Source organism: Phycicoccus sp. DTK01, assembly GCF_017312765.1.
In the GTDB taxonomy this organism is placed as follows: Bacteria; Actinomycetota; Actinomycetes; order Actinomycetales; family Dermatophilaceae; genus Phycicoccus; species Phycicoccus jejuensis.
Map to the genome: position 1 here is coordinate 93,489 of NZ_BOPU01000008.1, position 26,978 is coordinate 120,466.

The 26,978-nt window shown below is 73.5% G+C and carries 25 protein-coding genes, 1 other RNA gene and 1 riboswitch; of the genes, 21 read left to right on the plus strand and 5 right to left on the minus strand.

The annotated features are described in order from the left end of the window. Window positions 1-13: 13 nt before the first annotated feature. The 3 genes from rnpB (at window position 14) to J3473_RS15860 (ending at window position 1,888) form a co-directional block, all read left to right on the plus strand. Window positions 14-395: RNase P RNA component class A (gene rnpB, locus J3473_RS15850), an RNA gene on the plus strand. 102 nt (window positions 396-497) lie between these two features. After that, window positions 498-1,211, plus strand: coding sequence for a B12-binding domain-containing protein (locus tag J3473_RS15855; RefSeq protein ID WP_207024875.1), 714 nt, complete (start codon window positions 498-500; stop codon window positions 1,209-1,211). Between the two features lie 20 nt (window positions 1,212-1,231). After that, window positions 1,232-1,888, plus strand: a complete 657-nt coding sequence (locus J3473_RS15860) for an MBL fold metallo-hydrolase (RefSeq protein WP_207024876.1) — start codon at window positions 1,232-1,234, stop codon at window positions 1,886-1,888. Between the two features lie 7 nt (window positions 1,889-1,895). Here J3473_RS15860 and J3473_RS15865 read toward each other — a convergent pair whose 3' ends face one another. Genes J3473_RS15865 through map form a run of 3 tightly spaced genes read right to left on the minus strand, consistent with a single transcriptional unit; the run spans window position 1,896 to window position 4,013 of the window. Continuing rightward, window positions 1,896-2,360: an anthrone oxygenase family protein gene (locus J3473_RS15865; protein ID WP_207024877.1), complete on the minus strand. Its 465-nt coding sequence runs from the start codon at window positions 2,358-2,360 to the stop codon at window positions 1,896-1,898. 4 nt (window positions 2,361-2,364) lie between these two features. Then, window positions 2,365-3,144, minus strand: coding sequence for a polyphosphate--glucose phosphotransferase (gene ppgK, locus J3473_RS15870; RefSeq protein ID WP_030529403.1), 780 nt, complete (start codon window positions 3,142-3,144; stop codon window positions 2,365-2,367). Continuing rightward, window positions 3,141-4,013 (minus strand): type I methionyl aminopeptidase, encoded by an 873-nt coding sequence (gene map / locus J3473_RS15875; protein ID WP_207024878.1) that lies wholly within the window; start codon window positions 4,011-4,013, stop codon window positions 3,141-3,143. Before map ends, ppgK begins: the two co-directional genes overlap by 4 nt. Before the next feature lie 44 nt (window positions 4,014-4,057). Between map and J3473_RS15880 the strand changes: the two genes are divergently transcribed. Then, complete coding sequence (locus tag J3473_RS15880) at window positions 4,058-4,249, plus strand: hypothetical protein (RefSeq protein ID WP_030529401.1); 192 nt, start codon at window positions 4,058-4,060, stop codon at window positions 4,247-4,249. A gap of 9 nt (window positions 4,250-4,258) precedes the next feature. Here the strand turns inward: J3473_RS15880 and J3473_RS15885 are convergent, their stop codons facing one another. Both J3473_RS15885 and panB read right to left on the minus strand, forming a co-directional pair. Beyond that, complete coding sequence (locus tag J3473_RS15885; protein WP_207024879.1) at window positions 4,259-4,948, minus strand: bifunctional 2-polyprenyl-6-hydroxyphenol methylase/3-demethylubiquinol 3-O-methyltransferase UbiG; 690 nt, start codon at window positions 4,946-4,948, stop codon at window positions 4,259-4,261. Continuing rightward, complete coding sequence (gene panB / locus J3473_RS15890) at window positions 4,945-5,820, minus strand: 3-methyl-2-oxobutanoate hydroxymethyltransferase (RefSeq protein WP_207024880.1); 876 nt, start codon at window positions 5,818-5,820, stop codon at window positions 4,945-4,947. Before panB ends, J3473_RS15885 begins: the two co-directional genes overlap by 4 nt. Before the next feature lie 308 nt (window positions 5,821-6,128). On the opposite strand from panB, the gene J3473_RS15895 reads away from it, so the two are divergent. The 17 genes from J3473_RS15895 (at window position 6,129) to rplT (ending at window position 26,967) form a co-directional block, all read left to right on the plus strand. Further along, window positions 6,129-8,402 (plus strand): immune inhibitor A domain-containing protein, encoded by a 2,274-nt coding sequence (locus J3473_RS15895; RefSeq protein WP_084696904.1) that lies wholly within the window; start codon window positions 6,129-6,131, stop codon window positions 8,400-8,402. A gap of 107 nt (window positions 8,403-8,509) precedes the next feature. Further along, complete coding sequence (locus tag J3473_RS15900) at window positions 8,510-9,847, plus strand: glutamine synthetase family protein (RefSeq protein ID WP_030529397.1); 1,338 nt, start codon at window positions 8,510-8,512, stop codon at window positions 9,845-9,847. A gap of 10 nt (window positions 9,848-9,857) precedes the next feature. Beyond that, window positions 9,858-12,848 carry a bifunctional [glutamine synthetase] adenylyltransferase/[glutamine synthetase]-adenylyl-L-tyrosine phosphorylase gene (locus J3473_RS15905; protein ID WP_207024881.1) on the plus strand — a complete coding sequence of 997 codons (2,991 nt, stop codon included), beginning with the start codon at window positions 9,858-9,860 and terminating at the stop codon, window positions 12,846-12,848. 57 nt (window positions 12,849-12,905) lie between these two features. Continuing rightward, window positions 12,906-13,568 (plus strand): PAS and ANTAR domain-containing protein, encoded by a 663-nt coding sequence (locus tag J3473_RS15910; RefSeq protein WP_207024882.1) that lies wholly within the window; start codon window positions 12,906-12,908, stop codon window positions 13,566-13,568. A 67-nt stretch (window positions 13,569-13,635) separates the two neighbouring features. Next, on the plus strand, window positions 13,636-14,985 hold the full coding sequence (hisD, locus tag J3473_RS15915; protein ID WP_207024883.1) for a histidinol dehydrogenase: 1,350 nt from the start codon (window positions 13,636-13,638) through the stop codon (window positions 14,983-14,985). Between the two features lie 376 nt (window positions 14,986-15,361). Next, window positions 15,362-15,571: riboswitch (cobalamin riboswitch) on the plus strand. A 158-nt stretch (window positions 15,572-15,729) separates the two neighbouring features. Further along, window positions 15,730-18,156, plus strand: a complete 2,427-nt coding sequence (locus J3473_RS15920; RefSeq protein ID WP_207024884.1) for a ribonucleoside-diphosphate reductase subunit alpha — start codon at window positions 15,730-15,732, stop codon at window positions 18,154-18,156. Then, window positions 18,153-19,202: a ribonucleotide-diphosphate reductase subunit beta gene (locus tag J3473_RS15925; protein WP_030529392.1), complete on the plus strand. Its 1,050-nt coding sequence runs from the start codon at window positions 18,153-18,155 to the stop codon at window positions 19,200-19,202. The genes J3473_RS15920 and J3473_RS15925 overlap by 4 nt, the downstream gene beginning before the upstream one ends. 88 nt (window positions 19,203-19,290) lie before the next feature. Beyond that, entirely contained in the window at window positions 19,291-20,415 is a 1,125-nt protein-coding gene (locus tag J3473_RS15930) for a histidinol-phosphate transaminase (protein WP_207024885.1), read from the plus strand. Beyond that, entirely contained in the window at window positions 20,412-21,026 is a 615-nt protein-coding gene (hisB, locus tag J3473_RS15935; RefSeq protein WP_030529390.1) for an imidazoleglycerol-phosphate dehydratase HisB, read from the plus strand. Before J3473_RS15930 ends, hisB begins: the two co-directional genes overlap by 4 nt. A gap of 4 nt (window positions 21,027-21,030) precedes the next feature. Next, window positions 21,031-21,690, plus strand: a complete 660-nt coding sequence (locus tag J3473_RS15940; RefSeq protein ID WP_207024886.1) for a hypothetical protein — start codon at window positions 21,031-21,033, stop codon at window positions 21,688-21,690. Then, window positions 21,687-22,328, plus strand: a complete 642-nt coding sequence (hisH, locus tag J3473_RS15945; RefSeq protein WP_030529388.1) for an imidazole glycerol phosphate synthase subunit HisH — start codon at window positions 21,687-21,689, stop codon at window positions 22,326-22,328. The genes J3473_RS15940 and hisH overlap by 4 nt, the downstream gene beginning before the upstream one ends. Window positions 22,329-22,539: 211 nt before the next feature. Continuing rightward, entirely contained in the window at window positions 22,540-23,277 is a 738-nt protein-coding gene (gene priA, locus J3473_RS15950) for a bifunctional 1-(5-phosphoribosyl)-5-((5-phosphoribosylamino)methylideneamino)imidazole-4-carboxamide isomerase/phosphoribosylanthranilate isomerase PriA (protein WP_207024887.1), read from the plus strand. A gap of 53 nt (window positions 23,278-23,330) precedes the next feature. Then, the gene (locus tag J3473_RS15955; protein WP_242525913.1) at window positions 23,331-24,554 is read left to right on the plus strand and encodes an MFS transporter; all 1,224 of its coding nucleotides are present in this window, start codon (window positions 23,331-23,333) and stop codon (window positions 24,552-24,554) included. A 23-nt stretch (window positions 24,555-24,577) separates the two neighbouring features. After that, window positions 24,578-25,327 (plus strand): SseB family protein, encoded by a 750-nt coding sequence (locus tag J3473_RS15960; protein WP_207024888.1) that lies wholly within the window; start codon window positions 24,578-24,580, stop codon window positions 25,325-25,327. A gap of 231 nt (window positions 25,328-25,558) precedes the next feature. Continuing rightward, window positions 25,559-26,281: a translation initiation factor IF-3 gene (gene infC / locus J3473_RS15965; RefSeq protein WP_242525914.1), complete on the plus strand. Its 723-nt coding sequence runs from the start codon at window positions 25,559-25,561 to the stop codon at window positions 26,279-26,281. A 60-nt stretch (window positions 26,282-26,341) separates the two neighbouring features. Beyond that, window positions 26,342-26,536 carry a 50S ribosomal protein L35 gene (gene rpmI / locus J3473_RS15970; protein ID WP_207024889.1) on the plus strand — a complete coding sequence of 65 codons (195 nt, stop codon included), beginning with the start codon at window positions 26,342-26,344 and terminating at the stop codon, window positions 26,534-26,536. A gap of 47 nt (window positions 26,537-26,583) precedes the next feature. After that, a complete protein-coding gene (gene rplT, locus J3473_RS15975; protein ID WP_030529382.1) occupies window positions 26,584-26,967 on the plus strand; it encodes a 50S ribosomal protein L20 in 384 nt (127 codons plus the stop codon). The last annotated feature ends 11 nt before the right edge of the window (window positions 26,968-26,978 follow it).

The following is a 26,978-nucleotide window of genomic DNA, read 5'->3' on the forward strand; positions in this document are numbered from 1 at the left end:
ACTCCACCGCGGACGAGCCGGGCGGACGGTCGCGTCGGTGGGGAGACCCACCGCCGAGGAAGGTCCGGGCTCCGAAGGGCAGGATGGTGGCCAACAGCCACCCGGGGTGACCCGCGGGACAGTGCCACAGAGAACAGACCGCCCCGGTCGCGCGAGCGAGCAGGGCAAGGGTGAAACGGTGGTGTAAGAGACCACCAGCGGCCTGGGTGACCAGGTCGGCTCGGTAAACCCCATCCGGAGCAAGCCCAGACAGGATGCGTTCGAGGGCGGCCCGCCCGAGCATCCGGGTAGGGCGCTGGAGGTGGTCGGCAACGGCCACCCGAGATGGATGACCGTCACCGTGCGGCCGGCGACGGCGCACGGCACAGAACCCGGCCTACAGCCCGGCTCGTCCCCCGCGGCTTTGTGACCAGCGCGTTTTCCCCGACCCGCGATGCAGGATCGGCGCTTGTCGAAGGTTAGGCTCTTCGGGTTCCCGACAGAAAGCAGGCGTTCCGGTGCCCGGTGACCCGGCGATCGACCTCGGTCTCGCGCGTGAGCGCGTCATGGCCGCCACCCGCGAGCTCGACGGCGGGGCGGTCCGCGACGTGCTCCTCGACGCGCTGCTCGTCTCGGGGGTCGACGACACGGTGACAGGCGTCATCATGCCGGTGCTCAAGGAGGTCGGCGACGACTGGGAGGCCGGACGCCTCGGGGTCGTCCACGAGCACTTCGTCTCCAGCGCGTTCCGCGGCGTCCTCGGCGAGCTGCGGCTGCCGGTCTCGGGCCCGCAGGCGCGCACCGTCGTCCTGGCCTGCCCGCCGCGCGAGCTGCACGACCTGCCGCTCGAGCTGTTCGGCGCGATGCTGCACGCCCGCTGGTGGCGCGTCGTGAGCCTCGGCGCCAACTCCCCGATGACCGCGATCGGCGAGGCCGCGCGCTTCCTGCGCGCCGACGCCGTCGTCCTCGCCGGGGTGCGGCGCACCGCCTTCGACGCCCGGATGCCCTCGCTCGTGCGCCTCGGGCGCTCGCTGCCGCTCTTCGTCGCCGGCGAGGGCGCCAAGGCGCTCACCAGCTGCCCGCCCGAGCTCACCGTGCTGCCCGACGACCTCGTCGCGGCGGCCGACGTCGTCGACGCCCGCGTCCCGCGCCACGACAGCGCGGAGGTCGCCGACCCCGCCGTGGCGAACGGCTCCCGACGGGACGACGACGCGGAGCCCGCGCTGGGCTGAGGCGGCCTAGCGTGGGGTCCATGCGGATCACCCACCTCGGTCACGCCTGCCTCCTCGTCGAGTGCGCGGGCACCCGTCTGCTCATCGACCCCGGGACCTTCGCCGACGACCTCACCGGCGTCCGCGACCTCGACGCGGTGCTCGTCACCCACCAGCACCCGGACCACCTCGACCTCGGCCGCGTCCCCGCCCTCCTCGCGGCCAACCCCGGCGCGCTCGTCGTCGCCGACCCCGGCAGCCTCGAGGTCCTCGTGCAGGCCGGCATCGAGGCACAGGGGCACGACGGCCCGACGCGGGTCGGCGAGGTGACCGTCACGCCCGTCGGCGAGGTGCACGCCCTCATCCACGACGAGATCCCGCGCATCCCCAACGTCGGCGTACGTCTCGACGCGGGCGGCGAGCCCTCGTTCTTCCACCCCGGCGACGCGCTCGACGCCGACCCCGGCCCGGTCGACGTCCTCGCCTTCCCGCTCCAGGCGCCGTGGGCGCGCAGCCGCGAGATGACCGCGTTCCTGCGCCGGCACGCGGCGCCCCACGCGGTGCCCGTCCACGACGGGCTGCTCCAGGCCCGCGGCCGCGCCCTCTACCTCGGGCAGGCCGAGCAGCTCGGCAGCCCCGACACCCGCATCCACGACCTCGCCGGCGCCGGCCCGACCGAGTTCCGCGAGGGCGAGTAGCCCCGCCTCAGGCCGGGACGGCGGCCACGGCGAGCAGCAGCGCCGACAGCAGCCCGAGCCCGGCCCGCGCGTGGTTGGCGCGGGTCCACGGGCCGGCGTAGGCGGGCCACGCCCGGGCCCCGTCCGACGGGTCCGTCGCGGCCAGCCGGTCGTTGAGCGGCACGTTGACGACACCGGTCACGGCGAACGCCACCACGGCCAGGAGCGCAGCGGCGACGGCCGGGACGACGCGGCCTCCCGTGACCACCGCCCCGACCGCCCCCGCGACCGCGAGCAGCGTCGAGCCGACGAGCAGCGCCATGAACGCCGGCGACGGGGCGCGCCGGTTCACCGCCTGCATCGCCCGGACGGCGTCCGCCGGCGGCAGGTCGCCGAGGGCGCGCATGACGAACGTCGAGAAGGCGACGAACACCCCGGCGGTCGCCGCGACCGCGACCGACGCGACGACGAGGAGCCAGGTCGCGCCGCCCACGGCGTCAGCCGGTGTGGCGGCCGTGCCGCTGCTGGCTCGCGGTGGCGAGCACGGCGGCGCCGATGATGCCGGCCTTGTTGCGCAGCACCGCCGGGACGATCGGGGTGCGGATGTCGAGGAGCGGCAGGAACTCGTCGGAGTCCTTGGAGACGCCGCCGCCGACGACGATGAGGTCCGGCCAGATGAGGTCCTCGAGGACGCGGTAGTAGCGCTGGAGACGCTCGGCCCACTCGGGGTAGCTGAGGTCCTCGCGCGTCTTGGCCGAGCTGGCCGCCCGCGTCTCGGCGTCGTGCCCGTCGATCTCGAGGTGCCCGAGCTCCGAGTTCGGCACCAGCACGCCTTCGTTGAAGATCGCCGTGCCGATGCCGGTGCCGAGGGTCGTGAGGACGACGAGGCCGTCGTGCCCCTTGGCCGCGCCGTAGTTGAGCTCGCCCACGCCGGCGGCGTCCGCGTCGTTGACGACGACGACGTCGTGCTGGAGGCGGTCCTCGAGCAGCTTCTCGATCTCGCAGCCGATCCACGACTTGTCGATGTTCGCCGCGGTCTTGACGACGCCGTGCTGGACGACGCCGGGGATCGTCACGCCGATGGGGGAGTCGCTGCGCACCTCGTCGAAGTGGTCGACGACCTGGGCGATGACGTCGCAGACGGCCTCGGGGGTCGAGACCGCCGGGGTGTCGATGCGCAGCCGCTTCTGGGCGAAGGTGCCCTCCGCGAGGTCGACGGGCGCCCCCTTGATGCCGCTGCCGCCGACGTCGATGCCGAGGGGGTGTCCGGTGCTCATGCTGCGTCTCCCAGGGTGAGGATCTCGGGACCGTCCTCGGTGACCAGGACGGTGTGCTCGAACTGTGCCGAACGTCGGCGGTCCTTCGTGACGACCGTCCACCCGTCGTCCCACATCTCCCACTCGTGGGTGCCGAGGTTGAGCATGGGCTCGACCGTGAAGGTCATGCCGGGCTCGATGACGGTGTCGTAGGAGGGCGCGGCGTCGTAGTGGGGGACGATGAGCCCGCTGTGGAACGCGGTGCCGATGCCGTGCCCGGTGAAGTCGCGGACCACGCCGTAGCCGAAGCGCTTCGCGTAGGACTCGATGACCCGGCCGATCACGTTGATCTCGCGCCCCGGGCAGGCGGCGCGGATGCCCCGCATCATCGCCTCGTGGGTGCGCTCGACGAGCAGGCGTGACTCCTCGTCGACCTCGCCGACGAGGTAGGTGGCGTCGGTGTCGCCGTGGACGCCGCCGACGAACGCGGTGATGTCGATGTTGACGATGTCGCCGTCCTCGAGCCGGCGGTCGTCCGGGATGCCGTGGCAGACGACCTCGTTGACCGAGGTGCACAGCGACTTCGGGAAGCCTCGGTAGCCCAGGGTCGAGGGGTAGGCGCCGTGGTCGAGGAGGTACTCGTGCCCGACCCGGTCGATCTCGTCGGTCGTCACGCCGGGGGCGATGACGGCGGCGGCCGCGGCCATGGCGTCCGCGGCGATGCGGCCCGCGACGCGCATCCGCTCGATCGTCTCGGCGTCCTTGACCTCCGGCCCGGTGTACGGCTGGGGTGCAGGGCGGTCGACGTACTCGGGCCGGGGGATGTCGGCCGGCACGTCGCGACGCGGGGACACCGCACCGGGCGCCACGCTGGCGTGGGTCAGGGGCATAGGTTGGAGTCTAGGCAGAGCGCCCCGGCGAAGGAGAACCCGAGATGTCCTACTGGTACAACGTCGACACCGGCCAGGTCGAGACCGACGCGGACCGCAGCCAGGACGCGAACGTCCTCGGCCCGTACGACTCGCGCGAGGCGGCCGAGGGGGCCCTGCAGAAGGCGCGCGAGAACTCCGAGCGCTGGGACGCCGAGGACAAGGAGTGGGACGAGCGCGGGAGCACCTCGTCCTGAGCGGAGGGCTCAGCCGCCGAGGCGGCGGTGCACCGACAGCGAGTAGTCGCTGTCGGGGGTGAACCGGCTGCGGTCCCACCCGGCGAAGCGTCCGATGAACGAGAGCCCGGCCGCGCGGGCCCACCGGTCGTAGTCGGCGGGCGCGACCGCCGCGGCGCCGTCGGGCAGCGACCCCGCGAGCGAGAAGCCCGCGACGAGGTGCCCGCCGGGCGCCAGGTGCGCGGTCAGCCGTTCGAGCACCGCCGGGAGCGTGCCGTCCGCGAGGAAGGGCACGACGTTGCCCGCCATGACGACGACGTGGAACTCCTGCTCCGTCCGCAGGTCGAGCGTCGCGAGGTCGGCGACGACGAACCGGGTCCGGTGGTCCTCCTCGGCGAGGGCCACGAGGTCGGGGTCGGCGTCGACCCCGACGGTGTAGTGGCCGAGCCGGGTCAGCTCGCTCGCGACCCGTCCGTAGCCGCACCCGGCGTCGAGGACCCGGGAGGGCGGCGGCGCGAGCTCGGTGACGAACCGGGCCTCGCCGTGCAGGTCGCGGCCGGACGCCGCGAGGTCGAGGAAGCGCTGGCGGTAGGCGAGGGCGGCCTCCGGGCCGTGCTGGTGGGCCGACCAGCGGGTCGGCGGCCCCGGGCGGGGCGGGGGCGGGGTCGTGCTCCACATGGCGCTGGGACGCTCGTTGCCGGTGGCCGGGTTCCCGGTCACGACTCGAAGGAGTGCTCGGCGGCGGGGAAGGTGCCGCCGGCGACGTCGTCGGCGTAGGCACGCGCGGCGCCGAGCAGCTCGCCGCGCAGGTCGGCGTACTTCTTGACGAAGCGGGGCGCCCGCCCGCCGCGCAGCCCGGCCATGTCCTGCCAGACGAGGACCTGCGCGTCGCACTCCGGCCCGGCGCCGATGCCGATGGTCGGGATGCGCAGGGCCTTCGTGACCTCGGCCGCGGCCGGCGCCGGGACCATCTCCATGACGACGGCGAAGCAACCGGCCGCCTCGAGGGCGAGGGCGTCGGCGAGGAGCTTCTCGGCCCCCGCCCCGCGCCCCTGCACCTTGTAGCCGCCGAGCACGTGCTCGCTCTGCGGGGTGAAGCCGATGTGCCCCATGACCGGGATCCCGGCGCGGACGAGCAGCTCGACCTCGGGCACCATCGCGGCGCCGCCCTCGAGCTTGACGGCGTGGGCCATCCCCTCCTTCATGAAGCGGGTCGCCGTCGCCAGGGCCTGCTGCGGGCTCGCCTGGTAGCTGCCGAAGGGCAGGTCGGCGACGACCATCGCGCGGCGGGCGGCGCTCGTGACGGCGCGCACGAGCGGGACGAGGTGGTCGACGGTGACCGGCACGGTCGTCTCGAAGCCGTAGACGTTGTTGCCGGCCGAGTCGCCGACGAGCAGGACGGGGATGCCGGCCTCGTCGAAGATCTCGGCGGTGTACATGTCGTAGGCGGTGAGCATCGCCCAGCGCTCGCCGCGCTCCTTCATCGCGAGCAGGTGCGGGACCCGGACGCGACGCTGCGGCGCGGCCTGGGCTCCGGTGCCGTAGGGGGCGGTGGACTCGGGTGCGGGGGAGCCCGCGGCCTGCTCGCTCATGGGCCCGATCGTAGGCCGACACGTGTCGAGCGCCTTGGTAAAGAATTTACCTTTGCACGGTGAAGTGCAGACTTTTTGCGCAATTCCGGTGCGGGCGAACGAATTCGACCATCTCGACGATACCCCCGACGGTGACTTTCGGTCCCGTCCGGACGACCGTTGGCCGAAAAACCCACCGGTCAACCCTCGATCTGCCGCCGATCCTGTGGTTACGTCCACGGTGCCTTGCGCTGACAGGACGCGGGGCATCCACCCATGGAGGAGATCTCGTGAAGAGACGACACGTGAACGTGGTGTCGGGTGTGGCGGTGGCAGCCCTCGCGCTGACGCTGGCCCCGACCACGGCACAGGCGGTCCCCGCCGGTCCGGACACCCCGGAGAAGGGCACTGCGAAGAAGCTCGACAACCTGCCCAACCCCCTCGCCGAGGCGCAGGCCGAGCTGCGCGAGGACGCCGTCAAGCAGCTCGTCAACGGCACGGCGAAGACGACCACGATCAACGGCAACCGCGTGATCGAGGTCAAGAGCAAGAAGGGCGACGCCAACCGCAAGGGCAGGACGGCGGGCAAGACCAAGTACGTCAACTACCCGGTCGACCGCGAGGAGGACATCTTCACCGTCCTCGTCGACTTCGGTGACAAGGTCAACGCGGCGACCGGCGGCACCGCCGGCCCCGTGCACAACCAGATCCCGAAGCCGGACCGCAAGAACGACAACTCGACGTACTGGCTCGCGGACTTCAACCGCCAGCACTACCTCGACATGATGTTCGGCAACGGCGAGTCCTTCAAGGACTTCTACCTCAAGCAGTCCAACGGCCGCTTCCTCGCCAAGGGCGACGTCTCCGACTGGGTCAAGGTGCCCTACAACGAGGCGCGCTACGGCTCGAACAAGTACTCGGACGCGACCACCTACTGGCCGTTCGTCAAGGACACCGCCCAGGCCTGGTACGACGACCAGAAGGCCCAGGGCAAGACCGACAAGCAGATCAAGAAGTACCTCGCCCAGTTCGACAAGGTCGACCGCTACGACTACGACGGCGACGGCAACTTCAACGAGCCCGACGGCTACATCGACCACTTCCAGGCCATCCACGCCGGTGAGGGCGAGGAGGCCGGTGGCGGCGCGCAGGGCGAGGACGCCATCTGGTCCCACCGCTGGTACGCCTACTCCACCGACCAGGGCAAGACCGGCCCCGCGGGCAACAAGCTCGGCGGTGTGCCGCTCGGTGACTCCGGCATGTGGATCGGTGACTACACGACCGAGCCCGAGAACGGCGGCCTCGGCGTCTTCACCCACGAGTTCGGCCACGACCTCGGTCTGCCGGACCTCTACGACACCGCGGGTGGCGACAACGGCACCGGCTTCTGGACCCTCATGTCCGGCGGCTCGTGGCTGAACCACGGCAAGGACTCCATCGGCACCACGCCCGGCTACATGGGCCCGTGGGAGAAGCTCCAGCTCGGCTGGCTCGACCCGGTGGTCGTGCCCTACGGCCAGGACACCACGGTCAAGCTCGGCTCCGCCGACAAGGTGACCAACAGCGAGGCGCAGGCGATCATCGTGCCGCTGCCCAAGCGCACGGTCGTCACCGAGAAGAACACGCCGCACTCCGGCAAGGGCGAGTGGTGGAGCGGGCTCGGCAACGACCTGTCCTCCACGCTGACCAAGGACGTCGACCTCACGGGGGCGACCTCCGGCTCGGTCGAGGCGTTCGTCTCGGGCAACATCGAGGTCGACTACGACTACCTCTACGGTGAGGTCTCCGCCGACGGCGGCGCCACCTGGACCCCGGTCGGCGACGGCATCGACGGCTCGCTCGACGGTGACACCGACAGCGCCCTCGCCTGGACCAAGGCCAGCTGGGACCTCTCCGACTGGGCCGGCAAGAAGGTCCAGTTCCGCTTCCGGATGTCCACCGACGGCGGTGTCGCCTCCGAGGCCTTCGTCGACGACATCACCACCAAGGTCGGCACGATGACGACCACCGACGACGTCGAGTCCGGCGCCGGCGCGTGGACCGCCAAGGGCGGCTTCGAGATCATCAACGGCACGACCGAGCGCCAGGTGCAGGACACCTACTTCGCCGAGAACCGCACCTACAGCGGGTACGACAAGACCCTCAAGACGGGTCCGTACAACTTCGGCTGGAGCAACACGCGTCCCGACTGGGTCGAGCGCTTCCCGTACCAGAACGGCATGCTCGTCTGGTTCGCCAACGGTGAGTACGGCGACAACAACACCAGCGCCCACCCGGGCGGTGGCCAGGTCCTCCCGGTCGACGCGCGTCCGAACCCGGTGGCCTTCGCCGACGGCTCGCTCCTCGGCAACCGTCGCCAGCCGTTCGACGCCACCTTCGGCCTCGAGCGCACCGACCGCGTGACGTTCCACAAGAACGGGTCCGCCTCGACGGTGCCGTCCTCGAAGGGCATCGCGACCTTCGACGACAGCAACCCGACGAAGTACTGGTCCTCGATCAACCCCTGGAACTCGACCAAGGTCGCGGGCTCGGGCACGACGATGACCGTCAAGAAGTCGAAGAACGGTGGTCGGACGCTCATGGTCAAGGTTGCCTTCAAGTGACCTGACGAGCATCCCGCTCACACACGGAGGGGGCCCGGGCGAGACGCCCGGGCCCCCTTCGGCGTCCCGTCGCCCCCGTGACGCACGGATGCGGCAGGATGCTGCGCATGGACCGTCAGCAGGAGTTCGTCCTCCGCACCATCGAAGAGCGCGACATCCGGTTCGTCCGGCTCTGGTTCACCGACGTCCTCGGCACCCTCAAGTCGGTGGCCGTCGCCCCGGCCGAGCTCGAAGGGGCCTTCGCCGAGGGCATCGGGTTCGACGGCTCGGTCATCGAGGGCTTCGCCCGCGTCTACGAGTCGGACATGCTCGCCAAGCCGGACCCGTCCACGTTCCAGGTGCTGCCCTGGCGCGGCGAGAGCAACGGCACCGCCCGGATGTTCTGCGACATCACGCTGCCCGACGGCACGCCGAGCATGGCCGACCCGCGGCACGTGCTCCAGCGGGCCCTCGCGAAGGCCGCCGACATGGGCTTCACCTTCTACACCCACCCCGAGATCGAGTTCTTCCTCCTCAAGCAGGGCTGGGTGCCGGGGCAGAGCCCCGCGCCGATCGACACCTCGGGGTACTTCGACCACACGCCGCACGGCTCGAGCGCCGACTTCCGCCGGGCGGCGATCACGATGCTCGAGGAGATGGGCATCTCGGTCGAGTTCAGCCACCACGAGGCCGCCCCGGGCCAGAACGAGATCGACCTGCGCTACGCCGACGCGCTGACGACGGCCGACAACATCATGACCTTCCGGACGGTCGTCAAGGAGGTCGCGCTCGAGCAGGGCATCTACGCCTCGTTCATGCCGAAGCCGTTCGCCGAGCACCCCGGCTCGGGGATGCACACGCACATGTCGCTCTTCGAGGGCGACACCAACGCCTTCCACGAGCCCGGCGCGCCCTACCAGCTCTCGAAGGTCGGGCGGCAGTTCATCGCCGGCCTGCTGCACCACGGCGCCGAGACCGCGGCCGTCACCAACCAGTGGGTCAACAGCTACAAGCGCCTCTGGGGCGGCGGCGAGGCGCCGGCGCACCTCACGTGGGGCCACAACAACCGCTCCGCGCTCGTCCGGGTCCCGATGTACAAGCCGGACAAGGGGCAGAGCACCCGCGTCGAGGTGCGCAGCATCGACACGGCGTGCAACCCCTACCTCACCTTCGCGGTGCTGCTCGCCGCCGGGCTCAAGGGCATCGAGGAGGGCTACGACCTCCCGCCCGAGACCGAGGACGACGTGTGGAGCCTCACCGACTCCGAGCGCCGCGCGATGGGCATCCAGCCGCTGCCGGCGAGCCTGTCCGAGGCGATCGAGGTGATGGAGTCGAGCGAGCTCGTGGCCGAGACCCTCGGCGAGCACACCTTCGACTTCTTCCTGCGCAACAAGCGGGCCGAGTGGGCCGACTACCGCAACCAGGTGACCGCCTTCGAGCTCGAGCGCTACCTGCCCGCGCTCTGAGCGTCGGACCGTGAGCTCCCGAGCGCCCGAGTCCGTCCCGGCGGGGATCGCCCGCCTCGGCTTCGCCGACCCCCGGCGCGCCAACGCCCTGCTCGACGACCCCGCCGTCGCCGAGCTCGCCGGGGACCCCGCGCGGATCGAGACCGGCGGGCTCAGCCAGTCGCTGGCCCGCACGGCCGACCCCGACGCGGCGCTGCTCGGGCTGGTCCGGTTCATGGAGGCCGTCGCCGTCGACCGCGCGCGCCGGGCCGAGGTGGTGCGGGTCGTCGGGTCCGACCCCGTCGCCCGGCACCGCCTGCTCGCCGTCCTCGGCGCCTCGACCGCGCTGGCCGACCACCTCGTCGCCCATCCGGAGCAGTGGACCGCGGCGACGCAGGCCGCCCCCGTGCCGGCGGCGGAGCGGGTCCGCCGGCTCGTCGGGCAGGTGGCCGAGCCGGGGGAGCTGACCGGCGCCGACGCGCTGCGCATCGGCTACCGCGAGCAGCTCATCGGCATCGCCGCCCTCGACCTCACCGCCGACGACCCGCTCGAGGTGCTCCCGTCCACCGCGGAGGCGCTCGCCGACCTCGCGGCCGCCGCCCTCGAGGCCGCCCTGCACCTGGCCCGGCAGGAGGTCGGACCGGACGCCGCGCGCACCCGTCTCGCGGTGGTCGCGATGGGCAAGACCGGTGGGCGCGAGCTGAACTACATCTCCGACGTCGACGTCATCTTCGCGGCGGAGCCCGCGGACGGCGTGCCGGAGGAGGAGGCCGTGGCGGTGGCCACCGACCTCGCGACCCGGCTCATGCGGCTGTGCTCGGCCTCGACCGGCGCGGGGTCGCTCTGGCAGGTCGACCCGGCGCTGCGGCCCGAGGGCAAGAACGGCCCGCTCGTTCGCACCGTCGCGAGCCACCTCGCCTACTACGAGCGCTGGGCCAAGACGTGGGAGTTCCAGGCGCTGCTCAAGGCGCGCCCGGTCGCCGGCGACGTCGAGGTCGGGGCCGCCTACTGCGACGCGGTGCAGCCGATGGTCTGGCAGGCCTCGACCCGCGAGCACTTCGTCGACGACGTCCAGGCCATGCGCCGCCGCGTCGAGGAGCACATCCCCAAGGCCGAGGCCGACCGCCAGATCAAGCTCGGCGCCGGCGGCCTGCGCGACGTCGAGTTCTCCGTCCAGCTGCTCCAGCTCGTCCACGGCCGCGCCGACGAGTCGCTGCGGACGGCGACCACCCTCGAGGGGCTCGCGGCGCTGTCGGCCGGCGGCTACGTGGGCCGCGAGGACGCCGCCGTCCTCGAGAACGCCTACCGCTACCTGCGCGCGCTCGAGCACCGCATCCAGCTGTACCGGCTGCGCCGCACGCACCTCATGCCGACCGGCGAGGACGACCTACGCCGCCTCGGGCGGTCGATGGGGCACCGGAGCGCCCCGGGCGAGACGGTCATGGAGCAGTGGCGGGCCCGGCGGCGCGAGGTGCGCCGGCTCCACGAGCGCATCTTCTACCGGCCGCTGCTCTCGGCCGTGGCGCGCCTGTCCGACCAGGACGTGCGCCTGACCCCCGAGGCGGCCCGGGAGCGCTTCTCCGCGCTGGGCTTCCGCGACCCGGCGAACGCGCTGCGCCACCTCGAGGCCCTGACCGGCGGGGTGAGCCGCCGCTCGGCCATCCAGCGGCAGCTCCTGCCGGTCATGCTCGGCTGGTTCGCCGACGAGGCCGACCCCGACGCGGGGCTGCTCGCGTTCCGCCGGATCAGCGAGGAGCTGGGCTCGACCCACTGGTACCTGCGGCTCCTGCGCGACGAGGGGTCCGCGGCGGAACGCCTCGCGCACACCCTCGCCCGCAGCCGGTACGCGGCGTCGCTGCTCGAGCAGGCGCCCGAGTGCGTGCAGTTCCTCGGCGACTCCAGCGGCCTCACGCCGCGATCGCGCGACGACGTGCTGCGGCGGATGCGGTCGGCGGCCGGGCGCAAGGACGACGCCGAGTCGGCGGTCCTCGCCGCCCGCGTCATCCGGCGCTCCGAGCTGTTCCGCATCGCCGTCGCCGACCTCGCGGGCACGCTCGGGCCGCTCGACCTCGGCGCCGCGATGACCGACCTCACCTCGGCGCTGCTCGAGCTGACCCTCGAGGTGTGCCTGCGCGAGGTCGTGGGGGAGGGCGAGCCGCTGACCCGGCTGCTCGTCGTCGGGATGGGCCGGCTCGGCGGACGCGAGCAGGGCTACGGCTCCGACGCCGACGTCCTCTTCGTCCACGACCCGCTGCCGGGTGCCGACGAGGTCGCGGCGCAGGCCCAGGCGATGGAGGTCGTGCGCCGGCTCGTCGCGCTGCTCGGACGCCCCGGGCCCGACCCGGTCCTCGACGTCGACGCCGGCCTGCGGCCCGAGGGCAAGCAGGGCCCGCTCGTGCGCTCGCTCGCCTCGTACCGCGAGTACTACGCCCGCTGGTCGCTCGTCTGGGAGGCCCAGGCGCTGCTGCGCGCCACCCCCGTCGCGGGCGACCCCGACCTCGCGCAGCGCTTCGTCGACCTCGTCGCCCCCATCCGGTGGCCCGAGGGCGGTCTGGACGCCGGGCAGGTGCGCGAGATCCGCACGCTCAAGGCCCGGATGGAGTCCGAGCGGCTGCCGCGCGGCGCCGACCGCAAGACGCACTTCAAGCTCGGCCACGGCGGCCTGTCGGACGTCGAGTGGGTCGTCCAGCTCGTCCAGCTGCGCCACGCGCACGCGCACCCCGGGCTGCGGACGCCGTCCACCCTCGCGGCCCTCGAGGCGGCGGCGGAGCTGGGGCTCGTCGACGCCGAGCACGCGTCGGCGCTGGCCGGCGCGTGGCGGCTGGCGTCCGCGATGCGCAACGCCGGGGTCCTCTTCCGGGGCAAGGGGGTCGACTCCGTGCCCACCTACGACCGCGACGCCGACGGCGTGGCCCGCATCCTCGGGATGGACTCGGGGACCGCGCAGGACCTCGCCGAGCGCTACCGGCGGGTGGCGCGCCGGGCGCGGGCGGCCTTCGAGGCCGAGTTCTACGACGCCTGACCCCCATCCTTCGACACCGCGGTGCGGGGTGTCGCGGGCCCGTGGCATGCTTCCGGCGTGGCATCGACTCCTGGTGTCCCTGCAGGTCAGGGCGGCGCGGTCTTCGCGGAGGCGACGTTCGACATCGCGTCCGCGCGCTGGACGTGGTCACCGGAGATGTACGTCCTCATCGGCGTCCGCGACACCGGTCGGGACCCGTCGGTCCTCGTCTTCGAGCGGATGCACCCCTCCGATCGGCCGGTGGTCGCGGAGGTCCTCGAGCAGGCCGTCCGCGAGCCCGGACCGTTCGCCGGGCAGTACCGGCTGCGCGACGACGAGGAGCGCGAGCGGGTCATCGCCTTCGTCGGTGACGTCATCCGCGACGCCGCGGGGGAGCCGACCGCCCTGCGGGGCATCGCCTTCGACGTGTCGCGGGCCAGCCGCCAGGTGTCGGCCGAGGCGGTGGCCGCCGCCACGGCCGACCGCGCGGCCATCGAGCAGGTCAAGGGCGCGGTGATGTTCGCCTACGGGCTCGACGCCGACGCCGCCTTCGGGCTGCTCTCGCGCTACTCGCAGCGGGGCAACGTCAAGCTCGCGACGATCGCGAGCCGGGTGACGGACCTGATGGCGTCGCAGCCGGAGCCCGGCACCGAGCGCTCGCTGCTCCAGGTGCTGGAGCAGGCGCTGCGTCCCCCGCGCCGCGCGGCGGGTCGGGACGACGACGAGGCCGAGACCGGCTGAGCCGGACGGACGCCGGCTGTCGAACGTCGGCGCGGGGCGCTCGCGCACCGAACCTAGACTGGACGCCATGCCCGACCGCACGACGACCGTTGTCCCCCGCCTCGACCTGCGCGGACGCCGCCCCGGCCTGCGCGAGCTGCGGGCCGCGCTGCCGCGCGCCGAGTTCGACGTCGAGGCCGCCCTCGCGGCGGTCCGCCCCATCGTCGAGGACGTCCGTGACCGCGGCGCCGCCGCGCTCTACGAGGCCGCCGAGCGCTTCGACGGCGTCCGCCCGCCGGCGCTGCGCGTCCCCGCCGACGTCATCGCGCGAGCCGTCGAGACCCTGGACCCGGTCGTGCGCGCCGCGCTCGACGAGTCCATCCGCCGCGCCCGCCTCGTCCACGCCGACCAGCGCCGCCGCGACACGACCACGCAGGTCGCCGACGGCGGCACCGTCACCGAGCGCTGGGTGCCGGTCGACCGGGTCGGCCTCTACGTCCCCGGCGGTCTCGCGGTGTACCCGAGCAGCGTCGTGATGAACGTCGTGCCCGCCCAGCTCGCCGGCGTGCCGGGGCTCGCGGTCGCCAGCCCGCCGCAGCGCGACCACGGCGGGTGGCCGCACCCGACCATCCTCGCGGCCTGCCACCTGCTCGGCGTCGACGAGGTGTGGGCGATGGGCGGCGCGCAGGCCGTGGCCGCGTTCGCGTACGGGGTCGAGGACGGCGACGACGTCTGCGACCCGGTCTCGCTCGTCACCGGCCCCGGCAACATCTACGTCGCCGCGGCGAAGCGGCTGCTCAAGGGGCTCATCGGCATCGACGCCGAGGCCGGCCCGACCGAGATCGCCGTCCTCGCCGACGCCACCGCGGACGCCGACCACGTCGCGTCCGACCTCGTCTCGCAGGCCGAGCACGACCCGCTGGCCGCGGCCGTGCTCGTCACCGACAGCCCGGAGCTCGCCGAGGCCGTCGAGGAGGCGCTCGAGCGTCGGGTCGCGGCGACGAAGCACACCGAGCGCGTGGCCACGGCGCTCGCCGGCCGCCAGTCGGCGATCGTCCTCGTCGACGACGTCGAGGTGGGGCTGGACGTCGTCAACGCCTACGCCGCCGAGCACCTCGAGGTCATCACGGCCGACGCCGCCGCGGTCGCCGCCCGGGTCACGAGCGCCGGCGCCGTGTTCGTCGGCGCGTGGTCGCCGGTCAGCCTCGGCGACTACTGCGCCGGGTCCAACCACGTCCTGCCGACCGGCGGGTGCGCGGCGCACAGCAGCGGCCTGTCGGTGCAGTCCTTCCTGCGCGGCATCCACGTCGTCGAGTACTCGCAGGACGCCCTGCGCGAGGTCGGGGCGCACGTCGTCTCGCTCGCCCGCGCCGAGGACCTCCCCGGCCACGGCGAGGCCGTCCTGGCCCGCGTCCCCGAGGTCGAGCCCGGCGCCTGACGCCCGCCTCTGGTCCGGTTCGCCGGATGGCGGCGACATCTGGCCGCCACCCCACGAACCGAGCCAGAGCCGGCGGACCGGACCAGAGCCGGCGGACCGGACCAGAGCCCACGGATACCCCGCACGTGCGGGCTTTCCGTGGTCGCGCCGGTTCGGCGAGCGCGATGTCCCCGCACGTGCGGGCTTTCCGTCGTGGAGCGGGCATCCGTCCGCTTCTCCGCGCGTTCTGCGCGGCTGCGTGTGCGACCGCACCGGGACCTGCGCAGGTCGCCGGGAGGAGGGGAACGGCCCGAGCCGGCGTGGTGAGGAGAAGCGCCCCGGACGACGGCGACACGCCACGACATGTGGGTGCGACGTGTTGTCGGTGACCCCACATATGGTGTGTCTCGCAGCTGGTCCTCGATCCACCTCCGGGTGGGGAGAGGGGCAAGAGGGAACCCGGTGAGAGTCCGGGACTGCCCCGCAGCGGTGAGTGGGAACGACCCCCGTCAGAGCACTGGGCCGAGAGGCCTGGGAAGCGACGGGCAGTAGGCGGCGCGAGCCGGGCCCACGAGTCCGAAGACCTGCCAGTCGCGCCGTCCCCACCCGGGGGCGGCACCTTTCGCGGCCGCGTGGGACGGCCGACGGAGGGCAGGTGGGTTGTCCGGGGGACGGTGCGCGACGCCGCCCACCCGGCGCTCCCGACGCTCCTCGTCACCCCTCGCGCGGCTCGCGGCAGGCTCATCGAGCTCGCGAGGAGAGAGCATGACCACCACCGCCCAGGGCCCCGCCCCGGCGACCACGACCCCCGACCAGCCGGCACCGGGGACCCACCGCACCGCGATGCGCGTGCGCAAGCGCGACGGGGACACCGAGCCCGTCGACGTGACGAAGATCGTCCGCGCGGTCGAGCGCGTCAGCGACGGCCTCGACGAGGTCGACCCGTTGCGCGTCGCGACCCGCACCATCAGCGGCCTCTACGACGGCGCGACGACCGCCGAGCTGGACCGGCTCTCGATCCAGACCGCCGCCGAGCTCATCGGCGAGGAGCCGGAGTACAGCCGCCTGGCAGCACGGCTGCTCGCCGGCTACGTCGACAAGGAGGTGCGCGGCCACGGGGTCGCGTCCTTCAGCCAGTCGGTCGCGCTCGGGCACGCCGAGGGCCTCATCGGCGACGCGACGGCGGAGTTCGTCGCGGCCAACGCCGTCAAGCTCGACCGCGCCGTCGACCCGGCCAACGACCGGCTCTTCGAGTACTTCGGGCTGCGGACCGTCTGCGACCGCTACCTGCTGCGCCACCCGACGACCCGGCTGGTCCTCGAGACGCCGCAGTACTTCCTCCTGCGCGTCGCCTGCGGGCTCGCGACGAGCACCCGTGAGGCGCTCGAGCTCTACCGGCTGATGGCGCGCCTGGACTACCTGCCGAGCAGCCCGACCCTGTTCAACTCCGGCACCCGCCACACGCAGATGAGCTCCTGCTACCTCGTCGACAGCCCGCGCGACGAGCTGGACTCCATCTACGAGCGCTACCAGCAGGTGGCGCGCCTGTCGAAGTTCGCCGGCGGCATCGGCATCGCCTTCTCGCGGGTCCGCGGGCGCGGCGCGCTGATCCGCGGCACGAACGGCACGAGCAACGGCATCGTCCCGTGGCTGCGCACCCTCGACGCGAGCGTCGCCGCCGTCAACCAGGGCGGCCGGCGCAAGGGCGCCGCGTGCGTCTACCTCGAGCCGTGGCACCCCGACGTCGAGGAGTTCCTGGAGCTGCGCGACAACACCGGCGAGGACGCCCGCCGCACCCACAACCTCAACCTCGCCAACTGGCTGCCCGACGAGTTCCTGCGCCGGGTCGAGGCCGACGAGCCGTGGAGCCTCGTCGACCCGAGCGAGGTGCCCGGGCTGACCGACCTCTGGGGCGAGGAGTTCGACGAGGCCTACCGCGCCGCCGAGCGCGAGGGCCGAATCGTGCGCCAGGTGCCCGCGCGCGAGCTGTGGGGACGGATGATGCGCACGCTCGCCCAGACCGGCAACGGCTGGATGACGTTCAAGGACGCCGCGAACCGCGCGTGCAACCAGACCGCCGAGCCCGGCCAGGTCGTGCACCTCTCGAACCTCTGCACCGAGATCCTCGAGGTGAGCAGCGACGAGGAGACCGCCGTCTGCAACCTCGGCTCGGTCAACCTCTCGCGGCACCTGACGGCCGACCGCACCGACGTCGACTGGGCCAAGCTGCGCGCGACCGTCCGGACGGCCGTGACCTTCCTCGACCGCGTCGTCGACGTCAACTACTACCCGAGCGAGCAGGCGGCGGCGTCCAACCCGCGCTGGCGCCCGGTCGGCCTGGGCTACATGGGCCTGCAGGACGTCCTCTTCGCGCTGCGGCTCCCCTTCGACTCCGAGGAGGCCCTCGCCCTCTCGACGCGGGTCGCGGAGGAGGTCCTGCTCACGGCGCTCGAGCGCTCCAGCGAGCTCGCCGCGGCGCACGGCCCGCACCCGGCGTTCCGGCGCACCCGGGCGGCCCGCGGGGTCCTGCACCCGGACCACTTCGACGTCACGCCGACGCAGCCCGAGCGCTGGGACCGGTTGCGCGAGAACGTGGCCGAGCACGGGCTGCGCAACAGCCTCGTCGTCGCCATCGCCCCGACCGCGACGATCGCCTCGATCGCGGGATGCGGCGAGTGCATCGAGCCGCAGGTCTCGAACCTCTTCAAGCGCGAGACCCTGTCGGGCGAGTTCCTCCAGGTCAACGGCCACCTCGTGCGCGAGCTCAAGGCCCGCGGCCTGTGGACCGCGGCCACGCGGGACGCCGTCAAGCGCGCCGAGGGGTCGGTGCAGGGCCTGACCGACCTGCCCGAGGACGTCCGCACGCTCTACCGCACGGCGTGGGAGCTGCCGCAGCGGGCGCTCATCGCGATGGCCGCCGCCCGCCAGCCGTACGTCGACCAGAGCCAGTCGCTCAACCTCTTCATGGCCAGCCCGACGATCGGGAAGCTGTCGTCGATGTACCTCCACGCGTGGAAGTCCGGCCTCAAGACGACGTACTACCTGCGCTCCCGGCCGGCGACGCGCATCCAGCAGGCGACCGTGTCCGAGACCCGTTCCGCCGCACCGCTGCCCACGACGACCACCCCGACCGACGAGGAGGCCCTCGCCTGCTCGCTCGAGAACCCCGAGAGCTGCGAGGCCTGCCAGTGACCACCCCCGCCACCACGCCCACCACCGCCTCGACCTCCGGCCAGGACGCGCGGCTGCTCGACCCCGGCATGAGCCTCACGCTGCGGCCGATGCGCTACCCGCACTTCTACGACCGGTTCCGCGACGCCATCAAGAACACGTGGACGGTCGAGGAGGTCGACCTGCACTCCGACCTCGCGGACCTCCGGAGGCTCAGCGCGGCCGAGCAGCACCTCGTCAAGCGCCTCGTCGCGTTCTTCGCGACCGGCGACACGATCGTCGCGAACAACCTCGTGCTCAACCTCTACGAGCACGTCAACGCCCCCGAGGCGCGCCTCTACCTCTCGCGCCAGCTCTTCGAGGAGGCGGTGCACGTGCAGTTCTACCTGACGCTGCTCGACACCTACGTCCCCGACGAGCGCGAGCGGTTCGAGGCGTTCGCGGCCGTCGAGAACATCCCGTCGATCAAGGCCAAGGCCGACTTCTGCTTCCGGTGGATCGACTCCCTGGCCGACCTGCGGACCCTCGAGACCCGTGAGGACCGGCGGGCGTTCCTGCTCAACCTCGTGTGCTTCGCGGCGTGCATCGAGGGGCTGTTCTTCTACGGCGCCTTCGCGTACGTGTACTTCCTGCGCTCGCGCGGCCTGCTCAACGGCCTCGCCTCCGGCACGAACTGGGTCTTCCGCGACGAGTCGATGCACATGGCGTTCGCCTTCGACGTCTTCGACACCGCCCGTGCCGAGGAGCCGGACCTCGTCGACGACGCCTTCGCCGACGACGTGCGCCGGATGCTCGCCGAGGCCGTCGACGCCGAGGCGCAGTTCGCGCAGGACCTGCTCGGGGGAGGGGTGGCAGGGCTGTCGACCGCCGACATGCGCTCCTACCTCGAGCACGTCGCGGACCGGCGGCTGGAGCGGCTCGGCATCACGCCCCTGTACGGCTCCCCGAACCCGCTGGCGTTCATGGAGCTGCAGGACGTCCAGGAGCTCTCGAACTTCTTCGAGCGTCGCGTCTCGGCCTACCAGGTCGGGGTCGGCGGCTCGGTGACGTTCGACGACGACTTCTGACCGGGACTGGCCGGGACGGGGCGGCGCGGCGGGCCGCAGGGTGGTCCGCCGCGCAGCCCCTCCCGGCAGCCCTCCTAGACTCCACGGCATGGACCCCCGCACGACGATCGAGGCGATGCTCCGGCCGGACCTGCGGGGCCGGACGGCCTACGGGGCACCCCAGCTCGAGGTGCCGGTGGCCCTCAACACCAACGAGAACTCCTACCCGGTGCCGGCGGTCGTCGCCGAGGCGATGACGCGCGCGGTGGCCGAGGTGGCCACCGGGCTCAACCGCTACCCGGACCGCGAGTTCACCGCGCTGCGCACCGACCTCGCCTCTTACCTTTCCCGCGGCGGCACCGCCCTCACGGCCGAGCAGGTCTGGGCCGGCAACGGCTCGAACGAGGTGCTCCTGCACCTGCTCCAGGCCTTCGGCGGCCCGGGCCGGGTGGCGCTCGGGTTCACCCCGGCCTACTCGATGCACCCGATCATCACGACGACGACCGGCACGACGTGGGTCGACGGGATGCGGGGCGTCGCGGGTGCCGGGGCCTTCGACCTCGACGCCGCGTCCGCGGTCGCCCAGGTGCGTGAGCACCGCCCGGACGTCGTCTTCCTCTGCTCGCCGAACAACCCGACCGGCACGGCTCTGGACCTCGCGACGGTCGAGGCGGTGCACGACGCCACCGACGGCCTCGTCGTCGTCGACGAGGCCTACGCCGAGTTCGCGCGGCCCGGCACGCCGTCGGCCCTCACCCTCCTCGAGGGGCGCCCGCGGCTCGTCGTCACGCGGACGATGAGCAAGGCGTTCGCCCTCGCCGGGGGCCGCCTGGGCTACCTCGCGGCCGACCCGGTCCTCGTCGACGCCCTCCGGCTGGTCCGGATGCCGTACCACCTGTCCTCACCGACGCAGGCCGTCGCCCGCGCCGCGCTCGCCCACGCCGACCTCATGCTCGAGACCGTCGGCGTCGTCAAGGACCAGCGCGACCGCATCGTCACCGCGCTCGCCGCGCTCGGGCTCGACCCGGTGGCCAGCGACGCCAACTTCGTCCTGTTCGGCGGCCTGCGCGACAGCCACGCGACGTGGCAGGCGCTGCTGGAGCGGGGTGTCCTCGTCCGGGACGTCGGCATCCCGCACTATCTTCGTGTCACCGCCGGGACGCCCGAGGAGACCACCGCCTTCCTCGACGCCCTGACCGCCCTCGTCCCCACCCACGCTGGAGCAGCCCCGTGAGCACCGCCGAGACCCACCGCACCGCCACGGTGCGCCGGGCCACGTCCGAGAGCACCGTCGAGGTGACCGTCGACCTCGACGGCACCGGCCGCGGCGAGGTGAGCACCGGCGTCCCCTTCTACGACCACATGCTCCTCTCGCTCGCCAAGCACTCGCTGATCGACCTCACGGTGCGCGCCGACGGCGACACCCACGTCGACGCCCACCACACCGTCGAGGACGTCGCGATCGTCCTCGGGCAGGCCGTCCGCGAGGCGCTCGGCGACAAGTCCGGCATCTCGCGCTTCGGCGACGCCACCGTCCCGCTCGACGAGGCGCTCGTCCTCGCCGTCGTCGACGTCGCCGGCCGTCCCTACTGCGTCCACGAGGGCGAGCCGGCCGGCCAGGAGCACGTCGTCATCGGCGGCCACTACGTCGGCTCGCTGACCCGGCACGTGCTCGAGTCCTTCGCCTTCCACGCCCAGGTCGCCCTCCACGTCCGCGTCCTCGCGGGCCGCGACCCGCACCACGTCGTCGAGGCCCAGTTCAAGGCGCTCGCGCGCGCCCTGCGCGCCGCCGTCGCCCGCGACCCGCGGGTCGAGGGCGTCCCGAGCGCGAAGGGTGCGCTCTAACGCCGTGGCCGCCGACGCGCGCCCGAGCGCGGGGCACGGGCTGCTCCTGGTGCGCCGGCCACCCGCCGCGGTCGGCCGGTGGCTGCGCCGTGGGCTCGTCGCGGCGACGGTCGTGCCGTACGGGCGCTGGACGGCGGTGACGGTCGCCGAGGACGCGGCCCGCAGCGCCGCCCCCTTCGACGTCGCCCTCGAGGTGCTGGCCGCCCGGCCGGTGCCCCGCTCGGCGTGCCCGGCCATCGGGATGTTCGCCCTGGGCGGTCACGCGGTGGTCACTCTCCAGCCCGGGGGCGTCCGGCGCGCCCAGCACTGGCTCGTCTGGCAGCCCCGGACCGGGGTGGTCGAGACGCCGTCCCTGCCACGGCTCGCCCTCGGTGAGCTGGTCGGGGCCGCCGGCGGCAGCGCCCGCGTCCAGGACGTGGCCGGCGTGCTGCGCGCCGGGGACGGCGAGCCGCTCGACGTCCTCGTCACGGTGCTGCGCCTGCTCGGGCTGCCCGGCGAGGAGCTGCTCGTGCGCGGCCACCCGGTCGGCGCTGCCGACGTCGAGCCCGGCGCCCGCGGCGTCCTCGCCTTCGACCGCCTCGTCGCCGACGAGGCACAGCACCGCGCCGAGTGGGAGGCCGCCCGCGGCGAGCCCTCCGTCGGCCGGGAGCGGGAGGTCCGATGAGCCCCGACGTCGTCGTGCTCGACTACGGCAGCGGCAACGTCCGCTCGGCCGTGCGCGCGCTCGAGCACGTGGGCGCCCGCGTCACGCTGACCGGCGACCCGGAGGCGGCGCTGGCCGCCGACGGCCTCTTCGTGCCCGGCGTCGGCAACTTCCACGCCTGCATGGCGGGGCTGGCCGCCGCCCGCGGCCCGCTCATCATCGGCCGGCGCCTCGCCGGGGGCCGCCCGGTCCTCGGGGTGTGCGTCGGGATGCAGGTGCTCTTCGACGGCTCGGCCGAGCCGAGCGGCGCCCCGGTGCCCGGGGTGGGGGAGTGGCCCGGCACCGTCACCCGGCTGCACGCGCCGGTGGTGCCGCACATGGGCTGGTCCGAGGTCGAGGTCCCCTCCGGGAGCTCCCTGTTCGCCGGGGTGGAGTCCGAGCGCTTCTACTTCGTCCACTCCTACGCGGTCCACGACTGGGAGCTCGCGCCCCCGGACGACACCTTCGCGGCCGTCGCCCCGAAGGTCACGTGGGCCACGCACGGCGAGCGGTTCGTCGCCGCGGTCGAGAACGGTCCGCTCGCGGCGACGCAGTTCCACCCCGAGAAGTCCGGCGAGGCGGGGCTCACCCTCCTCGCCAACTGGGTCCGCTCGCTCTGACCGCGCCGTCAGCGGGACACCAGGTCCCCGCGCCGATCCCCCACGTCACGCGCGTATCGGGTCACCCGATACGACCGCGCTGTACCCGGGAACCGTTGTCGGGTGAAGCGCAGCGGTATCGGGTCACCCGATACGCGTGAGGTCCGAGGGTGGGTGTGAGGTCGGGTGGACCGGTCGGTGGCGGCCGGGGGGCGACCGGCAGACTGGACCCATGAGCGACCAGCCCCGCCTCGAGCTCCTGCCCGCCGTCGACGTGGTCGAGGGCCGCGCCGTCCAGCTGGTCCAGGGCGTGGCCGGCAGCGGCGGCGAGTTCGGTGACCCCGTCGAGGCCGCCCTGCGCTGGCAGGAGCAGGGCAGCGAGTGGCTGCACCTCGTCGACCTCGACGCCGCCTTCGGGCGCGGCTCGAACGCCGACCTGCTCGCCGAGATCGTCGGCCGCCTCGACATCCACGTCGAGATGAGCGGGGGCATCCGCGACGAGGACTCGCTGACCCGGGCCCTCGCCACGGGCTGCCGGCGCGTCAACATCGGCACCGCCGCCCTCGAGGACCCCGCGTGGACGGCCCGCGCCATCGCCGAGCACGGCGACCGCGTCGCCATCGGCCTCGACGTCCGGGGCGCCACGCTGGCCGCCCGCGGCTGGACGAGCGAGGGGGGCGACCTGTGGGAGACCCTCGAGCGGCTCGACCGCGAGGGCTGCGCCCGCTACGTCGTGACCGACGTCGCCAAGGACGGGATGATGAAGGGCCCGAACGTCGGACTGCTGCGCGAGGTCTGCGCCCGCACCGACCGGCCCGTCGTCGCGTCGGGCGGCATCTCGACCCTCGAGGACATCGCCGCGGTCCGAGGGCTCGTCGCCGACGGCGTCGAGGGCGCCATCGTGGGGTCGGCGCTCTACCGCGGCGCGTTCACCCTCCCCGAGGCCCTCGAGGTCGCCGGCCGCCCCTGAGGGGTGCGGGCGCCGTTTTCGCCGGCGTCGGTGGTGGGTGCGACCATCGGCGGGTGACCACCCGCTACCGCCGCGTCCTCGCGGTGCCCGCCCTGCGCCGTGCCCTCCTCCTCGGGGTGCTCGTGCGGATGCCGATCTTCGCCGGCGGGGTCGTCATCACGCTCCACGTCGTCTCGGCGCTGGGTCGCTCCTACGGCGAGGCGGGTGTCGTCGCCGCGGCGGCGACCCTCGCGATCGCCGTCTCCGGGCCGTGGCGCGGGCGCCTGCTCGACCGTCGGGGGCTGCGCCGCGTCGTCGCGCCGTCGGTGCTCGTCACGGCGGCGTGCTGGTCGGTGGCGCCGTTCCTCGGCTACTGGTGGCTGCTCGGGCTCGCGACCCTCGCCGGGCTGTTCGTCGTCCCGTCCTTCAGCATCATCCGGCAGGCGGTCATCGCGGCCGTCCCCGAGGAGGACCGGCGCACCGCCATCTCGCTCGACGCGGTCGCGGTCGAGCTCTCGTTCATGGTGGGGCCGGCGCTGGGCGTCTGGGCAGCAGCCGCCTGGCGCACCGACCTCGTCCTGCTCGCGGTCCAGGGCGCCGGCGTCCTCGCCGGAATCCTGCTCTGGGTCGCGAACCCGGTCCTGCGCGAGGACGTCGACCCCGACGAGCCGGCGCGCGCCGCCGTCCCTCGCTCGGCCTGGCTGCGCCCGGGCTTCCTCGTCGTCTGCCTCGGGGCCGCGACGAGCACCGTCGTCCTCTCCGGCACCGACCTCGGCGTCGTCGCCGCGCTGCGCGACCTCGGCGCGCCGGGCGCCATCGGCCCGGTCCTCGCGGTCTGGGCCCTCGGCTCGCTCGTCGGCGGCCTCGTCTACGGCGGGATGCACCGCTCGGTCAGCGCCTTCTGGCTGCTCGGCGGCCTCGCCGTCACCACCGCACCGCTGGCGCTCGCCGGCGGCCCCTGGACCCTCGGGGTCCTCGCGCTCGTCTCCGGCCTGTTCTGCGCCCCGACCATCACCGCGACGATCGACCAGGTGAGCCGGGCCGTCCCGGCGTCGGCCCGCGGCGAGGCGATGGGCTGGCACGGCTCCTCGATGACCGCCGGCACCGCGCTCGGTGCGCCCCTGACCGGGTTCGTCATCGACCACGCCGGCTGGGGCGCGGGCTTCCTCGTCGTCGCGGCGGCGGGCGTCCTCGTCGCGCTGCTCGGGAGCCTCGTCACCTCCGGTGCCGCCCGGGGACGCCGGGCCGCCCGCGCGGCCGCACGGGTGGCGCCTCCCGCCCGCGAGCCCGTCGCCTGAGGCCGCTCGGTACCGTGGCGGACGTGCCTGACGACCATCCCGAGACCCCCGGCGCCGCGAGCGACTCCGCGGGCACCCCGTGGCAGCGGCGCGAGCTGAGCCCGTCCGGCTTCGAGTCCGACACCGGGGAGGCGGACCCGGCGCTGCGGGCGCTCCTCGCGGCCCCGGGCGACGACCTCGCGCTCATGCGCGCGCTCGAGGGCGGCCGCCTCCTCGTGCCGGTCGTCGCCGAGCCGACGGAGGTCGACGCCACCGGCCCGCTCGCCGTCGAGAAGGGCGTCGACATGGCCGCGGTCACCCTCGTCGCCCCCGACGGCTCGCGCGCCCTGCCCGTCTTCACCGGCGCCGACTCGCTCGCCGCGTGGGACGCCGCCGCCCGACCCGTGCCGGTCACACCGGCGCGCGCCGCCCAGGCGGCGGTCTCCGAGGGCTGCGACGTCCTCGTCGTCGACGTCGCCGGGCCGGCGACGAGGGTGCTGCGGCCCTCGATGCTCTGGGCGCTGGCGCAGGAGCGGGCGTGGGAGCCGGCCCACACGGACCCCTTCGTCGCCCGGGCGGTCGCCACCGCCCTCGCCGACGAGCCCGCCGTCGCCGGCCACGAGGTCGAGGAGGGCGCCCCGCACGGCGCCGGCGTGCTCGGCATCGTGCTCCACCTGCGGGCCGGGCTGGACGCGGACGAGGTGCGGGCGGTCGCCACCCGGGTGGGGGAGCGGCTCGCCACCGACGGCGAGCTGCGGGCCCGCGTCGACGGCCTCGCCTTCCGCATCGTCTGAGCGATTTCGGCCCGAGGGCCGCTGCTGGTAGCCTTGACCGCTGACCGACCGCCTCGTCACGGGGCGGTGTGCAAGAGAAGCCCCGCTTCCACCCGCGTCGACCCCAGGGTCGCCGGGTTCCCGGTCCGCGACGAGACGTCGTGCGCACCCGCAGAGGGTGTGCCGCGGCATCCCGTGGTGGGCCGGTCGGAAACGACAGGCTCCTCGCACCCGGCGCGAGGAGCCTTTCTCGTGCCGGCGGGCACCGATTCGCAGGACGTGACGAAGGAGAAGCACATCAGCGAGCCACGCATCAACGACCGCATCCGGGTTCCCGAGGTGCGGTTGGTCGGCCCCAACGGCGAGCAGGTCGGCATCGTCCGCGTCGAGGACGCGCTCCGTCTCGCGGCGGAGGCGGACCTCGACCTCGTCGAGGTCGCGCCGATGGCCAAGCCCCCGGTCGCCAAGCTCATGGACTTCGGCAAGTACAAGTACGAAGCCGCCATGAAGGCCCGTGAGGCACGCAAGAACCAGGTCAACACGGTCATCAAGGAGATCAAGCTCCGCCCGAAGATCGACCCGCACGACTACGGCACCAAGAAGGGCCACGTCGTCCGGTTCCTCGGGGGCGGCGACAAGGTCAAGGTGACGATCATGTTCCGCGGTCGCGAGCAGTCGCGCCCCGAGCTCGGCTTCCGCCTCCTCCAGCGCCTCGCGCAGGACGTCGCGGAGCTCGGCATCGTCGAGTCCCAGCCGAAGCAGGACGGCCGCAACATGGTCATGGTCCTCGCGCCGACGAAGAAGAAGGCGCAGGCGATGGCCGAGCAGCGCAAGAAGCGCGACGAGGCCAAGGCCGGTCACGCCGCCGCCGACGAGCCGCTCGACGAGACCACGACGAGCGACGAGGCGAGCGTCTCCGAGGACAGCGCGGCCGAGCCGGCCGCGACGGCCGACGAGAGCACCACCGCGGGCTGACGCCCGCCCCCCGACAGACACACCCCCGACGCACCACCGACGCAAGGAGAGATCGGCACCATGCCGAAGAACAAGACCCACAGCGGCACGAAGAAGCGCTTCCGGATCACCGGCTCGGGCAAGGTCATGCGCGAGCAGGCCGGCCACGTGCACAAGTTCCACGAGAAGACGCCGCAGAAGGCCCGTCGCCTCTCCAAGGACGTCCTCGTCTCGCCGGCCGACACCCCGAAGATCAAGAAGCTCCTCGGCAAGTGAGCCGACCCACCCCCACCTACTGACGAAGCAGAGCAAGGAGAACTCACGTGGCACGCGTGAAGCGGGCGGTCAACGCCCAGAAGAAGCGCCGGGTCGTCCTCGAGCGGGCCAGCGGCTACCGCGGGCAGCGCTCGCGCCTGTACCGCAAGGCCAAGGAGCAGGTCCAGCACAGCCTCGGCTACGCCTACCGCGACCGCCGGGCCCGCAAGGGTGACTTCCGTCGCCTCTGGATCCAGCGGATCAACGCCGCGGCCCGCGCCAACGGCATGACCTACAACCGCTTCATCCAGGGCCTCAAGGCCGCCGAGGTCGAGGTCGACCGCCGCATGCTCGCCGAGCTCGCGGTCAACGACGAGGCCGCGTTCGCCGCGCTCGTCGAGCTCTCGAAGGCCAACCAGCCGGCCCGCGAGCCCGCCAAGGCCTCCGCCTGAGCGACCCCCGA